This is a genomic window from Paenibacillus sp. FSL L8-0502 (assembly GCF_038593055.1).
In the GTDB taxonomy this organism is placed as follows: Bacteria; Bacillota; Bacilli; order Paenibacillales; family Paenibacillaceae; genus Paenibacillus; species Paenibacillus polymyxa_D.
Genome location: NZ_CP151958.1, coordinates 3,404,544 through 3,421,055 on the forward strand (window position 1 = coordinate 3,404,544; position 16,512 = coordinate 3,421,055).

The window sequence follows — 16,512 nt, forward strand, 5'->3', positions numbered from 1 at the left end:
TCTATGAGTGGCGGAGACAAAAGGTGATTAAGCGTACATAAGACATGCCAAACGCCTAACTAAAAAAGGCTATCTCATTATAGAAAAAATCTACCATGAGACAGCCTTTATATTATTAAAGCTCATCTGAGCCTTTAAGAATGCCATTGCTCCCAAGTCTGAAGTGGCATGACTTCCATCTCGGTCTTAGGGTCGCGACCCATCAGCGCCTCAACGGCCTTACGGACGTCACGTCCTTCAAACAGTACTCCATACAGTACCTCTGTAATAGGCATCTGAACACCTAATTTTTGAGAGATGGCGTATGCCGCTTTTGTCGTTCGAATCCCCTCTACGACCATGCCCATAGATTCCAGCACATCATCAAGCTGTTGGCCCTGTCCTAATAGTGACCCTGCACGCCAGTTGCGACTGTGACGACTCGTTGCCGTGACCACTAGATCGCCAATCCCAGCCAGACCGGCAAAGGTTAATGGATTAGCACCCATCTCAACTCCGGCACGGGTAATTTCAGCCAATCCACGGGTCAATAAAGCCGCTTTGGCATTATCACCGAAACCAAGTCCATCTGACATTCCCGCACCCAATGCGATAATGTTTTTTAGCGCCCCGGACAGTTCCACGCCTAGCAAATCGCGGTTTGTATAGACACGGAAATAGGAGTTCATGAACAGCCCCTGAGCAGCCTGTGCAGCCTGCTCATTGGAGGAAGCTACAACGACCGTTGTAGGACATTTCCTCACCACTTCTTCCGCATGACTCGGACCAGACAGCACGGCAATATCGCCCTCCGCGACTTCCAGTTCTTCCGAGATCACCGTGGACATACGTTTAAGCGTTTCTGTTTCAAAACCTTTAATGGCATGCACTACCAGCATATCCTTGCTAAAATGAGCTTTCAGACTACGTGCTACCTGACGAGCAGCAGCAGAAGGAGATACGATTATCACTGCTTTAGCACCAGATACCGCAGTCTGCATATCAGTTGTAGCTGAAATGCGATCAGACAAAATAGAGCCCGGTAAATAATGCTCATTTGTATGCTTCTCATTGATTTCAGCTGCTTGCTGCTCGTTTCTCGTCCAGACAGAGACATCGTTGTTATTGGCCGCAAGAACGGAAGCCAGGGCTGTTCCCCAACTCCCCGCGACCAGCACAGCTATTTTCTCAGACAAGACGATCTCCTCCTTTGGAGCCAAGCTTATTCTCATTCCCCCGCACCAGCTTGACTATGTTGGTACGGTGTCTCCACACAGCGAACAGACAAATGATTAGAGCCGTCCAGAATAACGGCCATGCAAAACCAAGCACGAGTAATATCCAAGGGGTCAAAATGACAAAAATGAGCGATCCAAGGGATACGTAACGCGTCATTACGATTGCAAGTATCGCAATGATTCCGGCATATAGTGCGGGCAGTAAGGCAAGCGATGCCAATACACCAATAGCAGTCGCAATACCTTTTCCTCCACGGAAGTGAAAATATACCGGCCAGTTATGGCCCGCAATCGCCGCGATGCCGCACAAACCCGGTACCCAGGATGATTCCCCACCTAACCAGTGCCCTATTAGTACCGCAATAACCCCTTTAAGTACGTCCAGCAGCAGTACCAGAATAGCTGGGCCTTTTCCAAGCACACGCAGCGTATTCGTCGCACCGGCATTGCCGCTCCCATGTTGGCGAATGTCGATTCCTTTTAATTTTCCATACAGCAAACTAAAGCTGACAGAGCCAAGCAAGTAACTGAGTACGATGGCAACGATTTGTAAAATCAACCTATTCGCTCCTAACTTTCGTCAGACTTGCGCCGTGTAAAGATTCGAATTGGAGTTCCTTCAAAATTGAAGGCGGCGCGGATTTTGTTCTCCAGATAACGCTCATACGAGAAGTGCATTATTTCTGGATCGTTTACGAATACAACCATCGTAGGCGGCTTAACAGCAACCTGGGTCACATAGTTAATGCGCAGACGACGTCCCTTGTCTGTTGGTGGAGGATTGATGGCAACCGCATCGGAAATTACATCATTCAGCAAATGTGTCTGAATACGCAACACATGCTGCTGTGCCACATGCTGTACAACAGGAAGCAGCTTTTGCAGGCGTTGCTTCGTTTTTGCAGACAAGAACACAATCGGAGCATATGTCATAAACAAAAAGTGATCGCGAATTTTCGTTTCAAACTGGTGCATCGTTTTGTCGTCCTTGTCCACGACATCCCATTTGTTAACGACAAACAGCGAAGCTTTACCCGCTTCATAAGCATAGCCAGCAATGTGCTTATCCTGTTCAATAATGCCTTCCTCGCCGTTAATAACGACCAATACAACATCTGCACGCTCAATGGCACGCATGGCACGCATTACACTATATTTTTCGGTCGTTTCATATACCTTGCCACGTTTACGCATACCTGCCGTATCAATCAGTACATACTTTTGACCGTCTTTTTCAAAGGGTGTATCAATTGCATCACGTGTCGTACCTGCAATGTCACTAACGATAACCCGCTCTTCTCCCAGAATGGCGTTAACCAGTGAAGACTTACCTACATTCGGGCGGCCGATCAAGGCAACACGAATAACGTCTTCATCATAGTGATCTTCTTCCAGCTCAGGCAAATTGGATGTAATGGCATCTAGCAGATCGCCTATCCCTGTACCATGGCTACCAGAAACAGCGATTGGATCACCAAATCCATAAGAATAAAACTCATAAATCAGATCGGCGCGACTGAGGTTGTCCACCTTGTTGACAGCTACGATGATCGGTTTACCCGAACGATATAGCATTTGAGCAACCTCTTCATCTGACTGTGTAATTCCTGCTTTCGCATCACTCATAAATACAATTACATCTGCTTCTTCTATTGCAAGTTCGGCCTGCATACGGATGGATTTTAAAATGACATCCTCACCATCAATCTCAATGCCGCCGGTGTCAATAATACTGAAGGATTTACCATTCCACTCCGATATACCGTATATACGGTCACGAGTGATTCCGGGTTTATCTTCCACGATGGACAAACGATCCCCGATTATCCGATTAAAAATAGTGGACTTGCCCACATTCGGACGACCAACGATAGCCACAACGGGTCTTGCCATAAATTCACTCCTCCTGTCAATTCTTCCGCTATCATCATAGCAAAAAACATACCTATTGGCGATATGGTCACGTAACAACAATCGGCGAACCCTCTGGGTCCGCCGATGGTGTACGTTATGCATATTATAAAATGTATTGATTTAAACTCATTTAAATTTGTTCAGCTTATCGCCAAAACGCTCGCCGAGCGTGATGCTCAGACCGGAATTATTGAGGGAAACGTTAGGATTATTCAGTTCCTCACGAGGTGCACGAGATGCACGTGGTGCTCTTTCTGCTTTAGGAGCAGCTTCAGGAGCTTCCTCAGTTTCTTTAATGCTCAGGCTAACACGTTTTTCGGAAGGATTCATTTCAAGAATTTTAACTTTCACTTCTTGCCCTTCTTCCAGAACTTCTTGTGGAGTTCCAATGTGTTTGTGGGAAATTTGGGAAATATGAACCAAACCTTCCACGCCAGGAGCGATTTCAACGAATGCGCCGAAGTTAACCAGACGTTTTACAACACCTGTTACGATGTCATTGTTGTTGAATTGTCCAGCAGCCGATTCCCAAGGACCAGGCTGTGCAGCTTTCATGCTCAGGCTGATTTTTCCTTTTTCAGGATCTACTTTCAAGACTTTTACTTTCACTTGGTCTCCTTCAGAAACTGCATCAGAAGGCTTATCGACATGAGTCCAAGCAATTTCAGATACGTGAACAAGACCATCCACGCCGCCAACATCTACGAAAGCACCGAACTGAGTAAGACGTTGAACCGTACCTACGATTTCTTGGCCTTCTTTCAGCTCAGCCATTACTTTAAGCTTGTTGGCTTCGAATTCTGCTTCCAGAACGTCTTTTTGAGAAAGAATCACTTTGTTATTTTCACGATCCAGTTCTTTTACAACAACACGCAATGTGCGGCCTTTGTAATCACTGAAATCTTCTACGAAGTGACGTTCTACCATGGATGCAGGGATAAATCCGCGCAGACCCACGTCTACCACGATGCCGCCTTTAACGACATCATTTACAACGACTTCAAATACTTCTTTGCTTTCGAACAGTTGCTCCAACTTTTCCCAAGCATTTTCACTGTCGATTGCACGTTTGGACAGAACAAGTTTTTCCTTGCCATCGTCAATGCTGATAATTCTAGCTTCAACCTCTTGGCCTACTTGTACTGCTTCTTCTGCGTTATCCAGACCAGAAGACAACTCGCGAATTGGAATAATTCCATCGTATTTATATCCAATGCTTACTACCGCTTGGTTATCTTCCAATTTCACGATTGTACCCTTAACGGTGTCACCTTTTTTCAGGGAGACGATTTGATCGAGCTCGTCTTGATTTGCCGCTTCAGCAGCTTCTTGATTTTTAATTTCTTCCGACATGTCAATACCCTCCTCAATTCAAAAAAAACCATTTATTTAAACCTGCGCATGGCAGAGTTCAAAACATAAATAAACTTTTGTTCTAGTTTTCCGAGCTTAGACACAATTCATACAAGCCTTTCAGTTATTCGTAGGCTTACCCGTTTCCTTCATCGTGCGAATACGAGACATAATTGCTTCTGTTGCCAGTTCAAGTGGATCTCCTTCGATATCGGCACCCTTTTGGTAAGCTTCCAAATTGACAGGTTTACCGTATAACACTTTCGTTTTACGGAAAAGCTTGTAATCACCAATAATGGCGACCGGAACGGCAGCCGCTCCACTGCGTAGCGCAAAGCTTGCAGCACCCTTTTTACCGATTCCCCCAGCTCCTCTGGAACCTTCGGGAAAGATTCCCATAACCTTACCATCACGCAAAATGTTCAATGCCAACTTAATGGATTCCTTACTTACACCGCCACGTTTGACTGGAAAAGCTCCCAGTTTCCCAATTAGTGGACCCAGTACAGGAACATTAAACAGCTCGGCTTTTGCCATAAAGTGAACCTTTCTTTTCAGCAAAATACCAACTGTAGGAGGGTCAAGATTACTAATATGATTAGAACACAACAGCACTCCACCCTCAGCAGGAACATTTTCCCTGCCTACCGCCTCAAGTCTAAACAGAACGCGGTAAATGAGACGCAAAATACTGGCGCATACAGTATATATCATTGGCTGATCTCTCCATCCTTCTCCGTTAAGCAATAAGATACGATCGTATCAACGACATCCTGAATGCCCATTTGGGTCGTATCGAGCACGATGGCGTCCTCACTGCAACGAAGCGGAGATACCTCCCTCTCCTCGTCAAGCTTGTCACGTGCCGCAATGTCACGTTCCAGTTGCTCCAGAGTGATATCATCAGTTTCGCTCAGTTCTTTAAAACGGCGGGAGGCACGTTCCTGAACACTTGCGGTCATGAACACCTTGACTTCCGCATCGGGAAGTACAGTTGTTCCAATATCGCGACCATCCATAACGACACCCTTGCGTGCAGCCATCTCACGCTGGTTTTCAGTCAAACGTGTCCGTAAACCAGCAATACTTGAATACTGTGACACGTTGCTAGTCACTTCCATCGAACGGATCACAGTGGTTACATCTTCCCCGTTACAATAAACCTTTTGGCCTGTGGGGTCCGGTACTAATTCAATCACCAGCTCAGGTACATGTTGAAGCACTTTTTGTACATTTTCTGCAGGAATTTCCTTACGCATCATGTACCACGTTGCTGCTCGGTACATGGCTCCAGTATCTACATATACATAAGAAAGTGCTTTCGCCACCAAGCGGGCCACTGTACTTTTCCCTGCACCAGCAGGTCCATCAATGGCTACATTTATTTTGTTAATTGAAGATACATGTTGCCTTGCCAACAGGGAATTCCTCCTAACCTAACCTCAAGAAAAAAGCAGGCATTGCCTGCGACGTGAAAATTATACCACACATTTATAGGCGATGCAAAATAAGCGACAGGTTTACTAAAAAAGAAAAATTTCGGATGATTAAGATTTCCCCCGGAATTCCAGCTGTCTTTCAAAGCAATATTTAATCAGTTTTTGACGCTCCTGATCAGCGATTTCCTCATATTTCAGCATAATGAGTTTGCGACCGTTTTCCATCTGCTGAATGCGCACAATTTCAGATTGGAACGGAACATGCTCCTGAGTACCGTTTTTATATGGAACTAAAATCCAGCAAGACAATGATTCTCCTTCTTCAAGATGATGAGTTCCCTGGGTGTGAAAAGAAACACCCCCACCTCCTACATCATGTGTCTCTGCTACAAATCTGGACTCGTTCGCACCATGCTTTACAGCAATTTCCAAGTTGGCCTTAACCCGAAGAAAGTTTCGACGCTGAATTTTGCTGATGCTGTCTGGAGCAGGTTTGTGGATACGAATCATCCGGAGGATATCCTCTTTGAAACCCGTAACGTGGGTATTAAAATAATTTTTAATCCCACCCTCGCTCAAAAAAAATATAGACAGTTCTTCCCCTAGAAACAATTTTTTCAAATGCCCACTTGTTTGTGACATAGGAATTTCAATTAAAAAGTTCTGTGACTCCTCTTCTGCAATACGAGACTTAAATTCAAAAATCTCGTCCTTATGGTCAGTACCTGCCACTTGTATGTATAACACATCATTAATTTTGGGAAACAAATGATCCACCATCCTTGTCCATTAAAAGCTCTAATTAAGGTATATAATACCACGACTTTGTGCCTATATTAAGCATAATATTTGTTTGATCTATGACTAAAGCACAAAAAACCTCCTTCATGAAGGAGGTTTAGAGTGACTATTGATTCATTTTCATGTAATCAACTAGACATTACTTGCAGTAACCTGAGGTTCATCTGAATCTTTAACCTCTTCAATCGTTTCTTCCATCCCCGTATTGGCGTTAATGTATATCCGGTAAACGGAACCATTGATTTTACCACCAAATTCATAACAGAGAACTTCATTCGAAAGTTCATTTTCAATTAAGGCTTTACGGTGGTAAGTTTCACGAAACTCAGGATTCAATTTTGCTCGTGCTGCATTCAAATTCAATTTCGCTTGCGGTATGCGGCGGAGATGACTATGCTCATACACATAATCACTGGCTTGAAAACCGATCACTTGTCCGTTATCAAGGCCTGATCTGACTGCGATTTTTTCTGGATAGATAATCACATCCCCTTGTTGGCTCACAAATGTAATGTTAGCTAAATTCCCGCTTTCATCATACGCAACGGGCTTCATGTCTTTGTAACCTTTTTGTTCAAGGTATTCACTAGCATAGCGAATCGCTTCATTACGTGTTGCTTTTTTAGGACCTACTGCCCTCATGTCATGATAAGAAATAAGCTTGCCGCCTTTTTTCGTAAAATCCATACTGGCCACAGGCTGCTTCTTATTTAGCAGGGTAGCTGTATAAGATGCCCATTCCGTTCCTTTACCGTTTTCGTTCACCCTGATCTGACTTTCCGGTTTTCCTGTAAATTCAGCAGCATTTTGTTTAATTTGTTCTGCATTTACTGGCGGGAGACTCAATTTTTTCACAGAGCGTTTATCATAGATGCTGGCTACAGACGGTCCCCAATCCAGCTCTTTATAGTTTTCCACCTTTTTGTCCACGGTTTTAAAGCCATCAATAATGGTGTTGTCCTTCGGCCCAGTTTGAGAACCTGCCGCCATATCCACATCCGTCCAGCGCAAATTTTTGCTAATGACTTTCTGCTGCACTTCCTGCATGTTTTTCGAAATTTCTTTGGAATTGTTATACAACGTTTTCAGGTTCGAAATTTCTTTCTCGTTTAAGGGCTCGTGATCCAGATCACGGACAGCGGTCTGATACGAAAATGCAGATAGATGTGACAGCAAATCTTTAGCATGATTAAAAGGCATTACATTGAGGGGCAACTGATTAACCTCATTTTGAGCCTCACTTGTAATCCTCCACACGTTCATCAAACATTTGCGGTGCATCGCGTGTGAAGTATTATGGACAGCAACCGCGTTACCGAGTTGAGAATGCAGCTGATCCATATGAAACGACAAATCGTGAAACGCACGCTGGTATTGATTTTCCGCTTTTATCGACATGCTATTTGCCTGAAGAGACACCTCTTTTCTCATCTGGCTTTGCTGATAACCCCACACAAATGCTCCTATCATCATCAGGGTAACCACCGGGAACAATACGGAACTAAGTCGCTTATACATTGGGAGTCTCCTTTCTTCAAGTACACTACCGATAGTGTGACAAGAAGAAAGCTCTCTTATGCATGGTTTTCCATGACTTCAACAATAAACTCACAGTTATCGCAAATACAGCGTTTAAAGCCGGTCTGAATCTGTCCTTGCTCTATGCGTCCTCTCAGCACAAAGCGTTCTCCGCATCTTTTACAATGAATTCTAACTTTTATACGCAAAAAAGACACCTCTTTCTCTAACAGGTTTGTCAGATCAGTGTGTCCCATTTTGTTACATGTTAACCTTTTCTTCCCGTTTTAACAAACGAAAAGGAGAACGGTTATTAGCCCGACTGATCTTCGCCATTCCTCCATACCATAGAAAGGCCATAAGTGGAATGATAAACCAGATCCAGTCATGCGAAAATTTCGTTAAAATCAAATCGTATACTCCGTGCCAGAACCATGGAAGCACCAATGACAGCAGCAACATGTATTTGCTCCTCAAGCCTTCTGAAAACTTGGCCTTCCCCATGTAGTAGCCCATCATTACGCCAAACATCGCATGACCGGATACCGGTAGCAATGATCTCATCAGCATCATGCTAACCGAAGCATGGCCCGCCCAGGCATATAACAGATTTTCAACCGTTGCAAATCCGAGTGAGACTGCGGTCGCATACAAAATACCATCATAAGGCTCGTCGAACTCGGTATGATTATAGATGATGTGATACAACAGAAACCATTTAAAAAACTCTTCCACTCCGGCTGAAATGCCGAACGCCTGGATTAACGTGTGATCCCCTAGCCAAAGCAGCAGCCCTCGTTGAAAAATCATGACAGGAAGAACCACCAAAAAGCCGAGCAAAAACACTTTAATAACCATGTGCAGTGGCTCCGAATCATACCTGTCCTTCAAGTAAAAATACATCAATAAGGCGAGACCCGGCGCTGTGGCTGCCGCTATAACTGAAAACAGAAGCACCGATCATCCCTCCATAAAAATGAGTCGGCTCTGCTTTCAGCGCAGAGCCGACAAATTCACTTCAATATCACTTTTGATAAAACGAATCAAGAACGGCTGTCAAAATGAGTGCAGATGACAGCAACTGCCTGTTCAGGAATGACCAGTTTGCCGTACTCTTCCAACATAGCTGGTGTAACGGATGAGCCTTCTCCAAATTCAGCAAGAACCGCGATTAAAGCGGCAAGCTTGGACTCCTCTACTTCTTCTGGTTCCAAATGCAGAATCCATTTTCCTCTATAATGATACAGCTTACCTGCTTCCGTAGTGTTGCTACGAAGCATATGAGCCGCTTCTATGAGTACTTCGAAATCGCTAAACGCATAAACGATGGAATCACTATGCTCCAACGTGACTTCCATTTCGTAGACTTCCTCTGGAAGCTCCTCATCGGGACCCGAACCATACTGTTGATGGTCGTATTTACCCCGAGTGACGATAACAACCATTCCTTGAGCAGGAAGCGCAAAGACTTCGACAGCTAACGGTCCCGTGGCGTCGAAGCCCAGCTCACTGTATGCCTGATCCATCATTTCGGTAAACAGCTCATGAACTCTAGGAATTTCTTGCCACATATCGTCTTTTTGAATACCGCGTTCGCTCAAATCGTCAAAGGTAAGGAAAATCCGTATCTTGTCCTGACTTAATCTTTCTATTTTCATACTGGACCCTCCTCCTGGCAGCCGAGTGTTATTAACAGATTATGATGCAATTATGATGCCTGTGATGAAAATGGTTCTATGTAATCATGTTATCATTTTATAATCGTAAATGCACGCAATAAAAAGATAAAAAAAAGAATCATTTGAACGGCTTTTACAAAAAAGCCGCAAAATGATTCGGAATAAAGGTTTCTGGGTTACAATCCCGGTACGGCTGTATGAGTTTCTTTCAAAATTTGCTCGACCTCACGTTTAACATCGGGACTTGTGCTGATGAAGTCTTTAATCAACTTCATATTCTCTTCTTTGTTCTTGGCAGTATGGGCGTTATAAGCGGTTTTATCTGTTTGTGAATGATGGTCTTGATCCTTATGGGTGTCTTCTTTATTGAGCGTAATCTCGCCCATCCCGGGGAATGCCGCGTCCATCATTTTAGTACGGGCTTGCTGCACTAAATTGCCGCCTTTTTTTCCACCTATGTCCATAGATAAGCCCAACATGTTGCGGTTACGGGAGATCATAGAGCTTGCGACAGCGCCCAAAACGATTCCCAGGAAAAATGAAGATGTTTTCACAATTAGAACCTCCCTTTGTGGTAGAATCAAGCATAGTGTTCGTCAGTAGTGACAAACTCATACGGTATAAAATACAGGAAGGTGAGATGAAATAATGGGTACAAAAACAGCAGCCATTTTGTTCACCGCATGTCTGCTGCTTAGTGCTTGCACTGCAACCAAGCCTGAATCTGCGGCAACAAGCAACCAGCAGGATTCGGTAGCCTCTGACTCAAGTAACAGCGCCAAAGATCAGAGCAACGTCTCTTCCCCAAAAAGTAGCAGTAAGCAAGCAGGCAGTGATGATCACAACTCAGCGGATAAAACCAATGCACAAAATGATAAAACCAGCGAAAGCAACGAAACAGGAGCTGCGACATCTGCAACTACCAATAACAAAATGTATCACTTGGACAAAGCTTACAATGTAATCCCTGACCAACAAGGTACCGAAAAAAAAGTCGTGTTATTGACCTTTGATGATGGTCCTAAGGAAGCAGCCATGATTAACAAAATCATAGATGTACTGGACAAACACAAAGCGAAAGCAATTTTCTTCGTAAACGGTTACCGTGTAAAAAAGCATCCTGAGTTGCTTAAGCTTATCCATGACCGTGGACAGCCCATCGGCAACCATAGCTGGGATCACATCGTGCTGAAAAACAAATCTGAGCCCGAGGTCAAAAAACAGATTGAAACGGTACAAAAAGCTGTTAAGGACATTACAGGCCAAGCCCCTGTCTTCTTCCGCCCCCCTCATGGTGCAGGCGGGGACGTAGGTCGCAAGGTCGCTAAGGAAAACGGTCTCCTATACATGACATGGTCCGTCGGTTCTCTGGACTGGACAATGAAAAAGAATCGGCCTAATAAAACGGAGGCACTTCTCAAAAATGTAACAGAACAACTTCATCCAGGCAGCAATATCTTGATGCACGAACTGCCATGGACAGCTGAGGCGCTGGACAGTCTATTGACGCGCCTTGAGCAAAAGGGTTACCAATTTGTCGATCCGCAAGGGATTGAGGTTCCTGCCAGCTAGTAGACACTTGCGTATACTCCGGATTAACTATAGATGATGCAATTAAGGCCTCCATTCTCCGTTATTCATGTGGAGATGGAGGCCTTTTCGCCGTATCACTACGCGCCTTGACCTAAGCACAGACGTCCATAATAACTTTATATTACCAAAGCATTTCACTGATGGGTGGTGCACCCTTGACGCCCCACCACAGTAATGCTGCAGTAATCAGCACAAAAAGAGTGCTCAAAAAATTTAAAAACCACTTGCTTACCCGAATACGGCGGGACGGAAACATTTCTGCCCGCGTTCGGTACTCACTGGCAGGAGTGTCACCCTCCATCGTCACAGCAACTTCTGGTGCAGCGGCAACGTGAGCCAATTCTGGCACGGGCCGTGAAGCACGGGAGCGAACTGGTTTAGATTTTGACCTGTCCTCTTCCTTGCCTTTGCGACCATTTCGACGGCTACCATAGGTCTGCACTCTGCTAAGTTCCTGATTCATTCTTCATACCTCCGAAAACGTAATGCTAAACCAGATATAAGGTCAATCACAAAATGACAAATAATCGGTGCCCACAGACTACCGGTCTGCACATATATGTAGCCCAATCCATAACTGCTAAGAAAAACCCAGCCAGTGGGAATCCAATGCCGTAAATATCGGATATGAATCACCGCAAATAAAATGCTTGTCCAATAAGGACCAAAGCTGTACTGAATCGCACCTCTGAACAAGAGTTCCTCACAGATAGAAACGATAGCTGCTATACAAATAATATGCCAAACTGGACGATTTTGAAATAGCATTTGGTTAATACCACCGTCATCCATAGCATCCTCAGGCATAATCCGGGATAGCAACAGATCCACAAGTAACATAGCGGCGGCCAATCCCAATCCCCACCATAAGACGTGCAGAGTGTTCGGCAATGCAAATAGTTCTAACAAATTTCTTTTCTGAAAAAATATCCAGATTGCGCCAATCAGCAGGGTCAGCCCCTGAGTTAGATACAAATTGTAAAGCAGCAAGCGGTCGTTCAATTCATGAATTTGCGCTCTTTTCCATTTCACTTTAAGCTTTTTCATAGTTAGTTAGTCCTCTGCATAGTCTTCTTTAGCATCATAGCCAAAAAATCGGGCGGATTCAAGAAGACTTAAATCTTAATTTTCCGCATTCTGTAGCTATATATCTAACCTGCTATCCTCACATGTCGCATGTCCTATTGACATGCCCATGTAAGCCATGATACATTATGAAAAAATTATTAGCGACAACAACAATGATGGAGAAAAGGTATTGATTTCGTCCTCAGAGAACCGGTGCTTGGGTGGAAGCCGGTGACGAAGTAACTACTTTCAGCGCTCCTGAGTTATTGCACCGAGGTCTGGGGAATATTTCCCGGCATTAGATGCAATCGGCAGAAAACCGTTATCCTTTCGGTCATTTTATGACCGCTGAAGGCAGTCCATTGCGAAATGGCTGCGAATTAGGGTGGTACCACGATAACTCTCGTCCCTTACTATGGAGATAGTATGTGATTCGGGGGTTTTTTTGATGCCCGAAAACCGCAAAGCGTCTCCGCATAAGACTTTTGGTCGTTAGTTTGGTGCATAATGCTATTCCATCCCTTTTCTGCGTCAATGCGTTATCACACTAGTATTTCACACCGCTCTCCTGTACTTTTAGAAGCATTTCAAGTTTTTTCATGTTCTTTATGGAATGTATTTCAGTTTGAAGTGCATCCTGTCCATAAAAGAAGTTAACTTTGAGGAGGAAACCAAATGTTTAAAGTGTTAGTATCCGATCCAATCAGTGACCTGGGCATCCAGCAACTGATGGATGCAGACGATGTCACGGTGGACAAGAACACAGGTCTCAGCGAGGATGAATTGGTTCAAATTATTGGTGACTATGACGCATTACTCGTTCGAAGCCAAACTCGGGTAACCGAACGCATCATGACGGCAGGTAAGAACCTCAAGGTTGTAGGGCGAGCTGGGGTCGGAGTGGATAACATCGACCTCGAAGCAGCAACACAACGCGGGATTATCGTTATTAACGCTCCTGACGGCAACACGATTACGACATGTGAGCACACTTTTGCGATGATGATGGCTCTAGCACGTCATATTCCACAGGCATATGCCAAAACCATTGGCGGTACATGGGATCGTAAAACATTCCTCGGTGTCGAACTGCGTAACAAAACACTTGGAGTCCTCGGCATGGGACGTATCGGCAGTGAGGTGGCTAAACGTGCCAAAGCATTTGGCATGAGTATCCTCGGCTATGATCCATTTCTAACGGAAGAACGCGCTGAGAAGCTGGGCATTAAGCTTGCGAGCGTGGATGAAATTATCCGCAACGCAGATTTTATGACCGTACACACACCATTAACACCGGAAACGAAACATATGATTGCTCGTCCACAGTTTGAAGTGATGAAAAAAGGAATGCGCATTATCAACTGTGCCCGGGGCGGAGTTATCGATGAAATGGCTCTTGTTGAAGCCATTGATGAAGGTATCGTTGCCGGTGCAGCTTTTGACGTATTTGAGTCAGAGCCGCCAGCACAGGACCACCCATTCCTGAGCCACCCGAAAATTATCGTTACACCACATCTGGGTGCCTCGACTGTCGAAGCTCAGGAGAATGTAGCTATCGACGTGTCCGAGCAAGTGCTGCATATTTTGCGTGATGAGCCTTTTAAAAATGCGGTCAACATGCCTCCAGTACCATCCAACGTCATGACGCAATTGCAGCCATATTTCTCGCTTGGAGAGAAGCTGGGCAGCTTTGCCGCTCAGATCACGAATCAGGCTGTACGTGAAATTCAGGTAGATTACGCTGGCGATTTGTCCTCTGTGGATACACAGCCGCTGACACGGTATATTTTGAAAGGCGTACTTAGCCGTCATCTGGGCAGCGATGTGAACATTGTAAACTCTGTACATCTGGCCAAAACACGTGACATCCATCTTGTCGTATCTCAGGCGCCCGCCACCAAGGGTTTTACCAACCTGATTACCGTTACACTCAAAACGCAGAGCGGCGAAGAGCAACGTGTATCTGGCACCCTGCTGGCAGGCTATGGCGAACGTATTGTTAGGTTGAACCAGTTCCCAGTAGACGTGGCACCGGAAGCTCATTTCCTGCTCATCTCGCACAATGATAAACCAGGCATTATCGGTCGTGTCGGCACCTTGCTTGGGGAGAACGGCGTCAATATCGCTTCTATGCAAGTAGGGCGTAAAATTGTCGGCGGAGAAGCTATCATGATCCTGACCGTCGATAAAGCCGTGCCGAAAGACGTACTGATTCAACTCGTTGGTTTGCCAGAACTAAATACTGCCCAAGAAGTAGTGCTAGATTAGTTCCAGACCCTATTGAGAGGTCCATGGTTTTATAATAAAGAGAGGCGCCTGGCTACCCAGGCGTCTTTTTCTTATACCGAGTTATCTATCATGTGAGTAATCATTTTGAAACAGGATGTTCCACGTTGAACAAGATAAATGTTGATTTTTCAACAAAAAGCACCCTCTTCCGAGGATGCCTGCAAACCGGGGGATATCAGATTGGGCTTATAAGCCTGTTACAGACCCAGCTTAGTTTTGCTGGAGATAGGCAGCAAAATAGTAAATTCCGTCCCTTCCCCCAATACGCTGGCAGCAGAGACAGAGCCTCCGTGAGCCTCTACAATATTCTTGACAATAGCAAGCCCCAAGCCAGTCCCTTTATCCTCACCACGTACTCTGGCTTTATCTGCCTTGTAAAAGCGGTCGAAAATATAAGGTAGATCCTCGCTGGCAATGCCTACACCTTCATCCTTAATCCGAATACGGATTAACTCATGCCGTTCTCCCAAAATTCGATCCGCCGCAATAGTAACCTTTTTCCCACCGGGTGTGTGTCTAAATGCATTATCCAGCAAATTGGTCAATACCTGTTCCAACCGGTCTTCATCTGCCTCAGGCAGCAACAAACGCTGGCCATGCTCATGGTAATCGAGTGTCAGTCCCTGTTCCTTTGATCGTACCGTAAATTTACGGTGAACACGCTCGATCAACTCGTTCACATCCAATTCCTGTCGGTGCATGTCTGTATGACCAGCCTCCATTCGGGCCAGATCAAGCAGATCCTTGACTAACCTTCCCATGCGTAATGACTCATCATGGATGACCTGCACCAGTTCCTCGGATTCTTCTGGTGAACCCGCCATACCATCCAGCAACGCCTCACTGTAGCCCTGCATCATAGATAAAGGTGTACGGATTTCATGAGATACGTTGGCCACAAAATCGCTCCGCATCTTCTCTAGCTTCACTTCTTCCGTAATATCTCTAAGCACAGCTACTGCACCGCGGATTGCATTATCCGTATACAGAGGCGCCATCTGCACCGACCAGGAGCCCTTCTTGACATGGATATAGTCTCCGACATCCTCTCCCCTGTCCATAACGGTATGGAACAGAGACTGCAAAGGCTCAGGTACAGAAGCTCCAAACTCCTCCAGATCACGTTCCTGCCACTCCAGCTTTTCCCAGATATTCAGCAAACTTTGTGCCGGCGGATTCGTCAAGATGATTTGTCCGCTTCTGTCGAAGGTGATTACTGCATCAGACATGCTTCGCAGTACGCTGGATAAATGGTTTTTCTCCTCATTCAGACTGCGGATCGTTGCTTCCAGTTCCGTAGACATATGATTAAAAGTTTTCGCCAGTTCTCCAATTTCATCACTGGTCACCAGCGAAAGCCGAGTATCATACCTTCCCTCACGAATGGCATTCGCCGCCTGAATCAACAGCTGCATAGGCTGTGTGATTTTAGTAAAAAGAAATAGGGCAAAAAAGGTCGTCAATAAAAATCCGACTATACATGTATAGGTGAACAAATGCTTGATTTCCGTCGATTCATACGCCGCAAAATTTCTGTTGATGTACGGCAATAAAAAAAGCCCTAAAAAAATAAGCACAGAGCCTACAAGGCAAATGATGGTGATCCACAGCTTGCCTACCAGCGATCTCCAGAAGTTCACG

16 protein-coding genes and 1 other annotated feature are annotated in these 16,512 nt (G+C 45.1%); of the genes, 2 read left to right on the forward strand and 14 right to left on the reverse strand.

Translation table 11 applies throughout. The features are described from left to right. Positions 1–134: 134 nt before the first annotated feature. From NSQ57_RS14595 to NSQ57_RS14645, 11 genes are all read right to left on the reverse strand, one after another. Positions 135–1,175: an NAD(P)H-dependent glycerol-3-phosphate dehydrogenase gene (locus NSQ57_RS14595; RefSeq protein WP_029517324.1), complete on the reverse strand. Its 1,041-nt coding sequence runs from the start codon at positions 1,173–1,175 to the stop codon at positions 135–137. Then, positions 1,168–1,776: a glycerol-3-phosphate 1-O-acyltransferase PlsY gene (gene plsY, locus NSQ57_RS14600; protein ID WP_029517323.1), complete on the reverse strand. Its 609-nt coding sequence runs from the start codon at positions 1,774–1,776 to the stop codon at positions 1,168–1,170. Before plsY ends, NSQ57_RS14595 begins: the two co-directional genes overlap by 8 nt. An 11-nt stretch (positions 1,777–1,787) precedes the next feature. Further along, positions 1,788–3,110, reverse strand: coding sequence for a ribosome biogenesis GTPase Der (gene der, locus NSQ57_RS14605; RefSeq protein ID WP_013310744.1), 1,323 nt, complete (start codon positions 3,108–3,110; stop codon positions 1,788–1,790). Positions 3,111–3,257: 147 nt separating this feature from the next. Then, positions 3,258–4,484 carry a 30S ribosomal protein S1 gene (gene rpsA / locus NSQ57_RS14610; RefSeq protein ID WP_029517322.1) on the reverse strand — a complete coding sequence of 409 codons (1,227 nt, stop codon included), beginning with the start codon at positions 4,482–4,484 and terminating at the stop codon, positions 3,258–3,260. A 120-nt stretch (positions 4,485–4,604) separates the two neighbouring features. Beyond that, positions 4,605–5,198 (reverse strand): lysophospholipid acyltransferase family protein, encoded by a 594-nt coding sequence (locus tag NSQ57_RS14615; protein WP_029517321.1) that lies wholly within the window; start codon positions 5,196–5,198, stop codon positions 4,605–4,607. Then, positions 5,195–5,902 (reverse strand): (d)CMP kinase, encoded by a 708-nt coding sequence (gene cmk, locus NSQ57_RS14620; RefSeq protein WP_322251811.1) that lies wholly within the window; start codon positions 5,900–5,902, stop codon positions 5,195–5,197. The genes NSQ57_RS14615 and cmk overlap by 4 nt, the downstream gene beginning before the upstream one ends. A 129-nt stretch (positions 5,903–6,031) precedes the next feature. Further along, entirely contained in the window at positions 6,032–6,691 is a 660-nt protein-coding gene (locus NSQ57_RS14625; RefSeq protein ID WP_029517319.1) for a flagellar brake domain-containing protein, read from the reverse strand. 165 nt (positions 6,692–6,856) lie between these two features. Next, a complete protein-coding gene (gene ypeB / locus NSQ57_RS14630; RefSeq protein ID WP_029517318.1) occupies positions 6,857–8,242 on the reverse strand; it encodes a germination protein YpeB in 1,386 nt (461 codons plus the stop codon). A 261-nt stretch (positions 8,243–8,503) separates the two neighbouring features. Continuing rightward, the gene (gene prsW / locus NSQ57_RS14635; protein ID WP_029517317.1) at positions 8,504–9,199 is read right to left on the reverse strand and encodes a glutamic-type intramembrane protease PrsW; all 696 of its coding nucleotides are present in this window, start codon (positions 9,197–9,199) and stop codon (positions 8,504–8,506) included. A gap of 86 nt (positions 9,200–9,285) precedes the next feature. Then, on the reverse strand, positions 9,286–9,900 hold the full coding sequence (locus NSQ57_RS14640) for a genetic competence negative regulator (protein WP_013310751.1): 615 nt from the start codon (positions 9,898–9,900) through the stop codon (positions 9,286–9,288). A 197-nt stretch (positions 9,901–10,097) separates the two neighbouring features. Beyond that, positions 10,098–10,475, reverse strand: a complete 378-nt coding sequence (locus NSQ57_RS14645; protein WP_029517316.1) for a hypothetical protein — start codon at positions 10,473–10,475, stop codon at positions 10,098–10,100. Between the two features lie 94 nt (positions 10,476–10,569). Between NSQ57_RS14645 and NSQ57_RS14650 the strand changes: the two genes are divergently transcribed. Beyond that, on the forward strand, positions 10,570–11,493 hold the full coding sequence (locus NSQ57_RS14650) for a polysaccharide deacetylase family protein (protein ID WP_340932501.1): 924 nt from the start codon (positions 10,570–10,572) through the stop codon (positions 11,491–11,493). A 142-nt stretch (positions 11,494–11,635) separates the two neighbouring features. Here the strand turns inward: NSQ57_RS14650 and NSQ57_RS14655 are convergent, their stop codons facing one another. Both NSQ57_RS14655 and NSQ57_RS14660 read right to left on the reverse strand, forming a co-directional pair. Continuing rightward, entirely contained in the window at positions 11,636–11,977 is a 342-nt protein-coding gene (locus tag NSQ57_RS14655; RefSeq protein WP_029517314.1) for a hypothetical protein, read from the reverse strand. Continuing rightward, positions 11,974–12,561 carry a type II CAAX endopeptidase family protein gene (locus NSQ57_RS14660; protein WP_069012705.1) on the reverse strand — a complete coding sequence of 196 codons (588 nt, stop codon included), beginning with the start codon at positions 12,559–12,561 and terminating at the stop codon, positions 11,974–11,976. Before NSQ57_RS14660 ends, NSQ57_RS14655 begins: the two co-directional genes overlap by 4 nt. A gap of 185 nt (positions 12,562–12,746) precedes the next feature. Then, positions 12,747–12,996 (forward strand) — a binding site (T-box leader). Positions 12,997–13,257: 261 nt separating this feature from the next. On the opposite strand from NSQ57_RS14660, the gene serA reads away from it, so the two are divergent. Beyond that, entirely contained in the window at positions 13,258–14,850 is a 1,593-nt protein-coding gene (gene serA, locus NSQ57_RS14665) for a phosphoglycerate dehydrogenase (protein WP_013310756.1), read from the forward strand. 218 nt (positions 14,851–15,068) lie between these two features. Here serA and NSQ57_RS14670 read toward each other — a convergent pair whose 3' ends face one another. After that, on the reverse strand, positions 15,069–16,511 hold the full coding sequence (locus NSQ57_RS14670) for an ATP-binding protein (protein WP_069012706.1): 1,443 nt from the start codon (positions 16,509–16,511) through the stop codon (positions 15,069–15,071). Between the last annotated feature and the right edge of the window lies 1 nt (position 16,512).

Bases quoted from the DNA above. Each gene is read 5' to 3' on its own strand.
- der (WP_013310744.1), bottom strand. From the start codon at position 3,110: ATGGCAAGACCCGTTGTGGCTATCGTTGGTCGTCCGAATGTGGGCAAG.
- rpsA (WP_029517322.1), bottom strand. From the start codon at position 4,484: ATGTCGGAAGAAATTAAAAATCAAGAAGCTGCTGAAGCGGCAAATCAA.
- NSQ57_RS14615 (WP_029517321.1), bottom strand. From the start codon at position 5,198: ATGATATATACTGTATGCGCCAGTATTTTGCGTCTCATTTACCGCGTT.
- ypeB (WP_029517318.1), bottom strand. From the start codon at position 8,242: ATGTATAAGCGACTTAGTTCCGTATTGTTCCCGGTGGTTACCCTGATG.
- NSQ57_RS14640 (WP_013310751.1), bottom strand. From the start codon at position 9,900: ATGAAAATAGAAAGATTAAGTCAGGACAAGATACGGATTTTCCTTACC.
- NSQ57_RS14650 (WP_340932501.1), top strand. From the start codon at position 10,570: ATGGGTACAAAAACAGCAGCCATTTTGTTCACCGCATGTCTGCTGCTT.
- NSQ57_RS14655 (WP_029517314.1), bottom strand. From the start codon at position 11,977: ATGAATCAGGAACTTAGCAGAGTGCAGACCTATGGTAGCCGTCGAAAT.
- NSQ57_RS14660 (WP_069012705.1), bottom strand. From the start codon at position 12,561: ATGAAAAAGCTTAAAGTGAAATGGAAAAGAGCGCAAATTCATGAATTG.
- serA (WP_013310756.1), top strand. From the start codon at position 13,258: ATGTTTAAAGTGTTAGTATCCGATCCAATCAGTGACCTGGGCATCCAG.